Raw genomic sequence first — 10,027 nt, forward strand, 5'->3', positions numbered from 1 at the left:
TTCCCGAACTCAGAAGTGAAACCTCTTAGCGCTGATGGTAGTGTGGGATTACCCATGTGAGAGTAAGTCATCGCCAGCTCATTATTCTAAACACCCCAATCTCAAAAGAGGTTGGGGTGTTTTTTTATATGGGAAATCAATCAATTTTTATAGCTGGAATTTGTATCCTCAATCCTTTAAACTTTAAAATTGATTCAAATTATAAAGAAATAAAGCTAATCTAAAGTTATTTACCTCATCAGAAATTTAATATGCAATGGATCGTAGTTAAAACTTTCTCGTTTCCTTATGAGGCACAAATTGCAAAAACTCAATTAGAAGCATTTGGAATTCCTGCTTATATTGAAAATGAGCATACAATTAATATGGATTGGTTTTATTCTAATGCTTTAGGTGGAGTTCGTTTATTAGTTCCAGAAAACTATGTTGATGAAGCGAAGTTATTTCTTGAAAAAGACTTTAGTGATGAGCTTGAACAAAAGTTCGGGGAGAATAAAGAATATTGTCCTGAGTGTGGAAGTTTGGATATAGAGGTTAATACTAAAGGAAAAAAATCTGCCTTTTTAGTGTTTATGTTTTTCGGCCTACCTTTATTTTCTTTTAAAAATGGGAGTAAATGTAAGCGTTGTGGACACTTTTGGAATTAAATATATAGTAAAGGATTATTTATTATCTTAATTATGGACCCTCATGTAGAGAGATTGGATTGAGTTCTATCTCTGCAATTAATGTTTGAGGCAGAGAAGCCCTCGATATTAAACAAAGAAAATAAATTATTTTGATGGGCGTTCTGTTTAATAACTATAAGGTGTATTCAATGATGACTAAAAAACAATTGACTTCAAAACAAATAGATATGTTGCTTGAATTATTAAAAAATAGATTTGAAAAGAATATACATCGACATAAAGAAATTGATTGGACGAATGTGCGAGCTAAACTTATTGAGTCTCCAGATAAACTATGGACATTGCAAGAAATGGAGAATACTGGGGGAGAGCCAGACGTTGTAGCGTATAACAAGCAAAAAGATGAATATTTATTCGTCGATTGTTCTGCTGAAACCCCTCAAGGTCGTAGAAGCCTTTGCTATGACCGAGAAGCCTTAGAGTCTAGAAAAGACCATCCTCCTAAAAATAGCGCAATAGACTTAGTCCAAGAAATAGGGGCTGAACTCCTAACAGAAGAGCAATATCACCAATTACAACAGCTCGGGGAGTTTGATCTAAAAACATCAAGCTGGCTTGCTACTCCAGAGGAAATTCGAAAATTAGGAGGAGCTCTTTTTGCGGACCGTCGCTATGGTCGAGTCTTCATCTATCACAATGGAGCCCAGTCATATTATGCAGCTCGTGGTTTTCGCTGCTGTTTAAGGGTATAGGTCTTGCGAATCAACTCGATCGTCTGGATTTGATATTTTATGCCAAGAAAATGGAGATTCTTGCAACTTTTGACTGATGGTAAACATGACAAGATATGTTCTGGAATTAAATAAAAACATCAGGACATTTCTAAAAATGCAGCTCAATCCAATTTACTATAATGAACAACATATAGCTTTTGCCGATAATGTTCGTAGATTTGTACAAAAAGAAATGACACCTTTCGTTAATGAATGGGATGAGGCTGAGACATTCCCAAGAGAACTTTATAAAAAGGCTGCCGAAATTGGATTATTGGGTCTAGGTTTTTCAGAAGAATATGGTGGTATTCCAGATGCAGATCCATTCTATTCATTACTGGCTGGTATCGAAATGGCAAAGGCGGGTTCAGGTGGGGTGCATATCTCGCTCATGGTCCATACCATTGGCGCCCCTCCCATTCAGCACTTTGGGAGTGAGGAGTTAAAGGCTAGAGTTCTGCCAGGTATTATTTCCGGTGAGAAAATTTCGGCTTTAGCGATTACAGAACCTGGTGGTGGTTCAGATGTTGCTGCGTTACAGACTAAAGCTGTCAGAGATGGGGATTATTATATTGTTTCGGGCGAGAAAACATTTATTACATCGGGAATTCGTGCAGACTATTATACAGTTGCAGTGCGTACTGATCCGACAAAAACGGGTGCAGAAGGCATTTCAATGTTACTCATTGATGCCCATAGTGAAGGTATTACTAAAACGCCTTTGAAGAAAATGGGATGGTGGGCATCAGATACGGCACATTTGCATTTTGATCAAGTACGAGTACCTGCATCAAATCTACTTGGCAAAGAAAATGCCGGTTTTAAAGTTATTATGAATAACTTTAATATGGAGCGGTTTTTCTTGGGAGTAGTCGCTTATGGGTATGCATTAGTCTGTTATGAAGAAGCTTTAGAGTGGGCACAGCAACGTAAAACTTTTGGTAAGCGATTAATTGATCATCAAGTAGTACGCCATAAATTGGTAGATATGGCAACCCAACTGACCTCAACGAGGGCATTACTTGAAGAAACAGCATGGAAAATGACTCAGCCGAAGTTACAAGGACCTGAGTTGGTGGCGCAAATTTCAATGCTTAAAAATGTTGCGACTCGCACTATGCAATTTTGTGCTGATGCGGCTGTACAAACATTAGGTGGTATGGGCTTTATGCGAGGTACCAAGTCAGAACGTATTTACCGTGAAGTAAAGGTCAATATGATTGGCGGTGGTGCTGAAGAAATTATGAAAGATTTGATTAGTAAACAGCTTGGTTATTAATTCTTATAAGGTGGACTTTGAGCCACCTTTTTTATTTCAAAGCCATTTCCCAAACCATTTCCGTTAACTCATCAATTTTGACTTTACCCTCAGATTTATACCAAGTTACAGTCCATGAAATTGCACCGCCAATTAAGCGTCGCCAAATAAAAGCATCGTGTTTGACTTTACCTTGTGTGCGTAACTTTTCTATAACGTCGAGCCAGATTTGTTCATATTCATTACGCATTTTTAAAAGATAATCTTGCTTTTCTTTTGATAGAGCGAACCATTCGTACACCAACACAGCCATGGCTGCACCAGTATCTCCAGTAATTGAGATCAGTTCGGCTTTAATAAGAGCACGTAATTGTTGTTCTGGGTCTGTAGATTGAGTTGCTGCATCATTTAAACGGGCAAGATTATAGATAATGGTCTGTTCCATCACATGAGCGAGGATATCATCTTTACTTTTGAAATGATGAAATAAGCTTCCCGATTGGATTCCAATAAACTGAGCAAGTTCACGAACAGTGGTTTTATCATAGCCTTGCTTATGAAAAAGATAGGCTGCACCGTGTAATAAACGGCCACGTGGACTGTCATCAAAGCAGGGGATATATGGAATCTGTTCAATTGAGGTGGCAATCATGTGCTCAGTTTGTTCCTTTATCTAAAAGTCTATAGTGGAAATTTTCACTAAATTTCATCGCATTTCAGATTATTTGCCGAATTTGGAAGATTTGGTCAACATCACAATAACATTTTGCGCTTTACAAACCAAGCGCTTGCTTGGTAATGTTGAGGCTGATTTTTAGACAAAATAATGAGAAATAGAATGGCAAATAATCAGCAGGATGATCATCGAGTCGTAAAAATAGGTTGTGCCTCTGGGTTTTGGGGAGATACCAATACTGCCGCTTTTCAGTTAGTGCATTTGACCGATATTAATTATTTGGTTTTTGATTATTTGTCCGAGATTACCATGTCGATTATGGCAAAAGCGAAGATGGTAGAACCGAAACATGGTTACGCTTTAGATTTTGTCAGCCGAGTCATGGCACCCTTACTAAAAAAAATTGCTGAAAAAAAGATTAAAGTGATTAGTAATGCGGGTGGTGTTAATCCATTGGCTTGTCGGGACGCATTGCAAAAAATTATTAAAGAGTATGGTCTAGATCTGAAAGTGGCTGTGGTGTTAGGTGATGATCTTTTGCCAAAACATGAGCAGCTAAAATCACAGAATATTCAAGAAATGTTTAGCGGAGAAGCGTTGCCAGAACAGGTGGCAAGCAGTAATGCTTATTTAGGCGCGGTTGCTATTCGTGATGCCTTAGACTTAGGCGCCGATATTGTAATTACTGGCCGTGTAGTTGACTCTGCTGTGGTACTTGCACCCTTACTTCATGAATATCAGTGGCCTTTAGATGACTATGACAAATTGGCGCAAGGTTCGTTGGCAGGTCATGTGATTGAATGTGGAGCCCAATGTACGGGTGGTAATTTTACCGATTGGCAATTGGTACAGGGCTTCGACAACATGGGCTTTCCAGTGGTTGAAGTGAGTGAAGATGGCTCATTTGTTGTAACTAAGCCTCAAGGTACGGGTGGTCTGGTTTCTACTGCTACTGTTGCAGAGCAAATTGTTTATGAAATAGGCAATCCTCAAGCATATTTACTACCCGATGTAATTGCTGATTTCAGCCACGTGCATTTAGAGCAAGTCGGGGAGCACCGAGTTCGTGTGACGGGTGCAAAAGGACAAGCACCAACTACACAATATAAAGTCAGCGCGACTTACCCAGATGGATATCGGGTTTTAGTGAGTTTCCTCATTGCAGGACGTGAGGCACCACGAAAAGCACAAGTCATTGCTGATGCGATTTTGACTAAGTGCGAACGTGTTTTAGCAATGCGCTCAGTGCCGCCATTTAGTGAAAAGTCTGTTGAAATTTTAGGTATTGAAAGTACCTATGGCGACCATGCCCAAACATTAAATAGTCGTGAAGTGGTAGTTAAAATAGCTGTAAAACACATGTTTAAAGAAGCATGTATGTTCTTTGCATCTGAAATTGCACAAGCTTCAACAGGTATGGCTCCAGCCTTGGCAGGAATTGTTGGAGGTCGACCAAAAGCATCTCCAGTGATTAAGTTATTTTCATTTTTAATTGATAAAAATCAATTGAATATTGAAATTGATTTTGAAGGCAAACGTTACCCAGTTGAGATTCCACAAGGGGTTTCTACAGAGCAATTGCCTACATTGACGGCAGGTGAAAATGCAGTTTATCAAGGAGATGAAATTGAAGTTCCTTTGATTGAAATTGCGCATGCCCGCAGTGGTGATAAAGGCAACCATAGCAATATTGGCGTGATTGCACGTAAAGCAGACTATTTACCATGGATTCGTGCAGCACTAACTGAACAGTCTGTTGCAAGCTATATGCAGCATGTTTTGGATGCTGAGAAAGGGCGAGTAATCCGTTATGAGTTACCGGGTTTAAATGCACTAAATTTTATGTTGGAGAATGCCTTAGGCGGTGGTGGTGTTGCAAGCTTGCGTATTGATCCGCAAGGTAAAGCCTTTGCCCAACAGTTATTGGATATGCCTGTTAAAGTTCCGGCACATCTTTTAGAAAAATAAAATGAATGGATGAAACAAAGATGAGTTATCAATCAATATTTAGACCAGATGCTTTCGCCAATAAAGTCATTATTGTGACAGGTGGTGGCTCAGGAATTGGACGCTGTACTGCACATGAGCTTGCAGCCCTTGGCGCTCAAGTCGTGATTACAGGACGCAAAATTGAAAAATTAGAGAAAGTAAGCCAAGAAATTATAGAAGATGGTGGTTTAGTTCATTTCATTGTTTGTGATAACCGTGAAGAAGAACAAGTGAAAAATATGATTGCCGAAGTGATTGAGAAATTCGGCAAACTCGATGGTTTGGTAAATAATGCAGGCGGGCAGTTCCCCTCAGCTTTAGAGAATATTTCGGCGAATGGTTTCGATGCAGTCGTGCGTAATAATTTACACGCAACTTTCTATTTAATGCGTGAAGCTTATAACCAATGGATGGTTAAACATGGCGGCAGTATTGTCAATATGACTGCTGATATGTGGGGCGGTATGCCGGGAATGGGACATTCTGGTGCTGCGCGTTCAGGGGTTGATAACTTAACTAAAACAGCATCGGTTGAGTGGGGCAAATCTGGCGTTCGTGTAAATGCGGTTGCACCGGGGTGGATTGTGTCATCCGGTATGGATAATTATAGCGGTGATTTTGCCAAAGTGGTTATTCCAAGTCTTGCTGGCAATGTACCGCTAAAACGTATGGGAACTGAGTCGGAAGTTTCATCGGCGATTTGTTATTTACTGTCAGATGCTGCGGCTTTTGTGTCAGGTGTAACTTTGCGTATTGATGGCGCTGCATCGCAAGGGACACGCATGTACCCACTAGCCGAAGCGACAAATAGTCAGTCTTATAATGGTTTCCACCGCGCGTTTATTCCTGAAATTTTTAAAAAAGATAAGACTGAGAAAGTCGAGCAAAGCAATAATTCAGGCTCGGAGTGAGGAATAAAAAATGACCATTCTTCAATCCGAAATTACTGTTGGTAGTGAACAGTATCAAAAGAATAAAGAGGCACTGCTTGCTCAGCTGAGTGAAGTCCGTGCAATTCAGCAAAAAAGCATTGATAAATCGTATGCTGCTAAACCGAAATTCGATAAAAAGGGCAAGATTCTGCCGCATGAGCGTATACGGTTATTGCTCGATGCTGATTCGCCTTTTGTCGAGCTTTGTGGTTTGGTTGGCTACAACATGCATGATGACAAGGATGGCTCCGAAGCTGGTGGTGGTGTAATTGCTGGCATTGGTTTTGTCAGTGGTGTGCGTTGTCTGGTCTCTGCAAGTAATAGCGCGATTAAAGGCGGGACCATGTCTCCTATGGGCGTACAGAAAACTTTGCGTTTGCAAAAAATTGCCTTAGAACAAAAACTCCCGCTGATTACGCTGACCGAAAGTGGCGGCGCTAACTTAAATTATGCAGCTGAAGTATTTACCTATGGTGGTATGACTTTTGCCAATCAGGCACGTTTGTCTGCAGCAGGTATTCCACAACTTGCAGTGGTACATGGGAATGCAACGGCAGGAGGAGCTTATCAACCAGGTCTTTCGGACTATGTGATTGCTGTACGTAAACAGACTGAAATGTTACTTGCAGGCCCACCTTTACTTTTGGCTGCTACGGGTGAAGTCGCTACAGCGGAGGAATTGGGTGGGGCGGAAATGCATGCGCAGGTTGCTGGAACCGCAGAATACTTAGCAGAAAATGATGCCGATGGAATTCGGCTTGCACGTGAAATTTTTGAACACCTCAACTGGAAAGAGCAAATCAAACCAGTTGATGTGACTTATAAAGAGCCTCGTTACGATACCGAGGAACTGTTGGGTGTGATTCCAAGTGATCCTAAACAACCATTTGATATGAAAGAAGTGGTTGCCCGCATTATTGACGATTCAGATTTTCTAGAATTTAAGCAGGAATATGATGATTTAACGGTATGTGGCTGGGCAAAAATTGGTGGTTTGCATATCGGTATTATTACCAATAATGGTCCGATTACCCCTCAAGGAGCAGTGAAAGCAGCGCAGTTTATTCACTTATGTGAACAGACTAACCGCCCGTTATTATTCTTACATAACACTACTGGCTTTATGGTGGGAACCGATGCCGAGCAAAATGGCATTATTAAGCATGGCTCAAAACTGATTCAAGCGGTTGCCAATTGTACTGTACCTAAAATTTCAATCGTTGTGGCAGGGTCATATGGTGCTGGTAACTACGCAATGTGTGGTCGGAGTTTATCGCCAGATTTTATTTTTGCTTGGCCGAACTCGCATGTTGCTGTAATGGGGGCTGCACAGGCCGGAAAGGTACTACGTATTGTTGCTGAAGGGAAACAAAAAGCTTCCGGGCAGGAACCGAATCCGCAAATGCTCGATTTTCTTGAGCAAAGTACAGCCATGAAATTAGAGCAGCAATCTACCGCGCTTTTCAATACGGCCATGCTACATGATGACGGCATTATTGACCCGCGAGATACCCGAAAATTACTGATTTTTCTTTTACAAACCATTTATGAAGCACAGCAGCGCGATCTAAATCCGACCCGTTTTGGTGTGTCTCGTTTTTAATAAACCTTTGCCGTAATTAAAAAAATTAATAGGAACAACATCATGAAATTTACTGCCGAACATGAAGCATTACGTCGCACAGCGCGTCAATTTGTTGAAAATGAACTGAATCCGAATATTCCGGAATGGGAAGAAGCTGGACGTTTCCCGATCCACGATGTATTTAAAAAGATGGGTGATCTTGGCCTATTGGGGATTTGTAAGCCTGAGGAAAATGGTGGTCTGGCTTTAGATTACTCTTATAACCTTGTGGTTGCCGAAGAAATTGGACGAGCAGCTTGTGGCGGTGTGCCTTTAGCCATTGGTGTACAAACCGATATGGCAACACCTGCTTTGGCGCGTTTTGGCAGCAAAGAATTACGTGATGAGTTTTTAACACCAGCCATTGCTGGAGAATATGTTGCCTCAATTGCGGTATCGGAAGTACATGCTGGTTCGGATGTTGCTGCTATTAAAACGACTGCTAAAAAAGATGGCGATGACTATGTCATTAACGGCAGCAAGATGTGGATTACCAACTCACTGCAGGCCGACTTCTTTTGTCTTTTAGCCAATACGTCTGACGATAAACCACATGTTAATAAGTCGATGATTATTGTGCCAGCCAAAACTAAAGGGATTAGTTTTTCAGAACCGTTAAATAAATTAGGTATGCGTTCAACGACCACAGCACAAGTTTATTTGGACAATGTACGTGTACCTCAGCGTAATTTGGTTGGCGTTGAAGGTATGGGCTTCATGATGCAGATGATGCAATTTCAGGAAGAGCGTTTATGGGCTTGTGCTAATGCAATTGGTGGTTTGGAAAATTTAATTCAAAAGACTATCGCCTATACCAAAGAGCGTACGACGTTTGGTCAACCACTCATTAATAACCAATATATCCATTTTCGTTTTGCCGAACTCATGACTGAAGTAGAAGCGCTTAAAGCCTTAACCTACCAAGCGTGTGAACAGCATATTGCTGGTGAAGATGTGACCAAACTGGCATCTATGGCAAAGCTCAAAGCAGGCCGTTTAAGCCGTGAAGTTGCTGATAGCTGTCTACAATATTGGGGTGGCAATGGCTTTATGTGGGATAACCCTGCATCCCAGCTATATCGTGATGGTCGTTTAGGCTCTATTGGCGGTGGAGCAGATGAGATTATGTTGGGGATTATCTGTAAGTTGATGGATATCTTGCCAAAAAAACAAAAATAAGGAATCAGCCATGACACTTTCAGCATCGCTTCAAGCTTTAGATATTGATGACAGTATTCAATTAGAACAAGACGGCAGTATTTTATATCTTTGGTTAAACCGACCGGAGAGCCGTAATGCCATGAACTTGAATATGGTCAATGCAATTCAACAAGTCTTTAATGCCATACGTGATGATCTTTCAATTCGTGCAGTCATCTTTCGTGGTGAAGGTGGGACTTTCTGCGCAGGTGGTGATATTAAGGACATGGCTGCTTTACGCGTTGAAGCAACTAACATTGGTAGTCTACAACCTTATACTGACTTTAACCGCCGTTTTGGTGCCATGCTTGAGCAAGTTGAAGCTGCACCACAGACTGTTGTGGTCATTTTAGAAGGTGCGGTGTTAGGTGGAGGTTTTGGGCTGGCATGTGTTTCTGATGTTGCCATTAGCCGTGATAATGCGCAGTTTGGTTTACCTGAAACTGGGCTTGGTGTGATTCCTGCTCAAATTGCTCCTTTTGTGGTGAAACGTATTGGCCTGACTCAGGCACGCCGACTTGCTTTACTCGGCATGCGTTTTGAAGGGCATACAGCACTGAGTGTCGGTGTGGTTCATCAAATTGCACATAATGAAATTGAACTTGAACAAGCTTTAGAGGAAACCATTCAACACATTAAACGAGCAGCTCCTCAAGCTTCACGTGTGACTAAAGCACTGTTATATCGAACACTCAATGAACCTTTAAATCAGTTGCTAGATGATGCTGCACAGCAGTTTGCTCAAGCGGTTGGTAGTGCTGAAGGACAAGAAGGAACGATGGCTTTTATCCAGAAACGGTTACCAAATTGGGCCGATGAAACATAAGAGATAAGGATAAAAATAATGAAATTTTCAAAAATACTGGTTGCCAATCGTGGTGAAATTGCAGTTCGAGTTATGCAAACAGCCAAGGCAATGGGTTACCAAACCGTCGCAGTTTATTCC

Annotated in this window: 10 protein-coding genes; 9 read left to right on the forward strand and 1 reads right to left on the reverse strand. The window is 41.1% G+C overall.

The features are described from left to right. The first annotated feature begins 251 nt into the window (after positions 1-251). The 3 genes from C1642_RS12670 to C1642_RS12680 all read left to right on the forward strand — a co-directional run bounded on the left by C1642_RS12670 (position 252) and on the right by C1642_RS12680 (position 2,681). The gene (locus tag C1642_RS12670; protein WP_001198600.1) at positions 252-647 is read left to right on the forward strand and encodes a DUF2007 domain-containing protein; all 396 of its coding nucleotides are present in this window, start codon (positions 252-254) and stop codon (positions 645-647) included. Between the two features lie 170 nt (positions 648-817). Continuing rightward, complete coding sequence (locus C1642_RS12675) at positions 818-1,381, forward strand: DUF4256 domain-containing protein (protein ID WP_000988422.1); 564 nt, start codon at positions 818-820, stop codon at positions 1,379-1,381. A gap of 136 nt (positions 1,382-1,517) precedes the next feature. Beyond that, positions 1,518-2,681 carry an acyl-CoA dehydrogenase family protein gene (locus tag C1642_RS12680; RefSeq protein ID WP_001176661.1) on the forward strand — a complete coding sequence of 388 codons (1,164 nt, stop codon included), beginning with the start codon at positions 1,518-1,520 and terminating at the stop codon, positions 2,679-2,681. Positions 2,682-2,712: 31 nt separating this feature from the next. Here C1642_RS12680 and C1642_RS12685 read toward each other — a convergent pair whose 3' ends face one another. Continuing rightward, entirely contained in the window at positions 2,713-3,312 is a 600-nt protein-coding gene (locus tag C1642_RS12685; protein ID WP_000562197.1) for a TetR/AcrR family transcriptional regulator, read from the reverse strand. A 186-nt stretch (positions 3,313-3,498) separates the two neighbouring features. On the opposite strand from C1642_RS12685, the gene C1642_RS12690 reads away from it, so the two are divergent. The 6 genes from C1642_RS12690 to C1642_RS19305 all read left to right on the forward strand — a co-directional run. Further along, positions 3,499-5,304, forward strand: a complete 1,806-nt coding sequence (locus C1642_RS12690) for an acyclic terpene utilization AtuA family protein (RefSeq protein WP_065709754.1) — start codon at positions 3,499-3,501, stop codon at positions 5,302-5,304. 20 nt (positions 5,305-5,324) lie between these two features. After that, positions 5,325-6,236 (forward strand): SDR family oxidoreductase, encoded by a 912-nt coding sequence (locus C1642_RS12695; RefSeq protein ID WP_213064276.1) that lies wholly within the window; start codon positions 5,325-5,327, stop codon positions 6,234-6,236. A gap of 10 nt (positions 6,237-6,246) precedes the next feature. After that, on the forward strand, positions 6,247-7,860 hold the full coding sequence (locus C1642_RS12700) for an acyl-CoA carboxylase subunit beta (RefSeq protein WP_103236402.1): 1,614 nt from the start codon (positions 6,247-6,249) through the stop codon (positions 7,858-7,860). Positions 7,861-7,902: 42 nt separating this feature from the next. After that, a complete protein-coding gene (locus C1642_RS12705) occupies positions 7,903-9,060 on the forward strand; it encodes an acyl-CoA dehydrogenase family protein (protein WP_000673016.1) in 1,158 nt (385 codons plus the stop codon). 10 nt (positions 9,061-9,070) lie between these two features. After that, a complete protein-coding gene (locus tag C1642_RS12710) occupies positions 9,071-9,907 on the forward strand; it encodes an enoyl-CoA hydratase/isomerase family protein (protein ID WP_103236403.1) in 837 nt (278 codons plus the stop codon). A gap of 18 nt (positions 9,908-9,925) precedes the next feature. Beyond that, on the forward strand, positions 9,926-10,027 hold a 102-nt coding region (locus C1642_RS19305), incomplete at its 3' end, for a biotin carboxylase N-terminal domain-containing protein (RefSeq protein WP_146035330.1).

Source organism: Acinetobacter sp. AKBS16, assembly GCF_002899995.1.
GTDB lineage: Bacteria > Pseudomonadota > Gammaproteobacteria > Pseudomonadales > Moraxellaceae > Acinetobacter > Acinetobacter baumannii.

Coding starts and splice junctions, on each gene's coding strand:
- C1642_RS12690 (WP_065709754.1), top strand. CDS start 3,499: ATGGCAAATAATCAGCAGGATGATCATCGAGTCGTAAAAATAGGTTGT.
- C1642_RS12695 (WP_213064276.1), top strand. CDS start 5,325: ATGAGTTATCAATCAATATTTAGACCAGATGCTTTCGCCAATAAAGTC.
- C1642_RS12705 (WP_000673016.1), top strand. CDS start 7,903: ATGAAATTTACTGCCGAACATGAAGCATTACGTCGCACAGCGCGTCAA.
- C1642_RS12675 (WP_000988422.1), top strand. CDS start 818: ATGATGACTAAAAAACAATTGACTTCAAAACAAATAGATATGTTGCTT.
- C1642_RS12700 (WP_103236402.1), top strand. CDS start 6,247: ATGACCATTCTTCAATCCGAAATTACTGTTGGTAGTGAACAGTATCAA.
- C1642_RS12710 (WP_103236403.1), top strand. CDS start 9,071: ATGACACTTTCAGCATCGCTTCAAGCTTTAGATATTGATGACAGTATT.
- C1642_RS12680 (WP_001176661.1), top strand. CDS start 1,518: ATGCAGCTCAATCCAATTTACTATAATGAACAACATATAGCTTTTGCC.
- C1642_RS12685 (WP_000562197.1), bottom strand. CDS start 3,312: ATGATTGCCACCTCAATTGAACAGATTCCATATATCCCCTGCTTTGAT.
- C1642_RS12670 (WP_001198600.1), top strand. CDS start 252: ATGCAATGGATCGTAGTTAAAACTTTCTCGTTTCCTTATGAGGCACAA.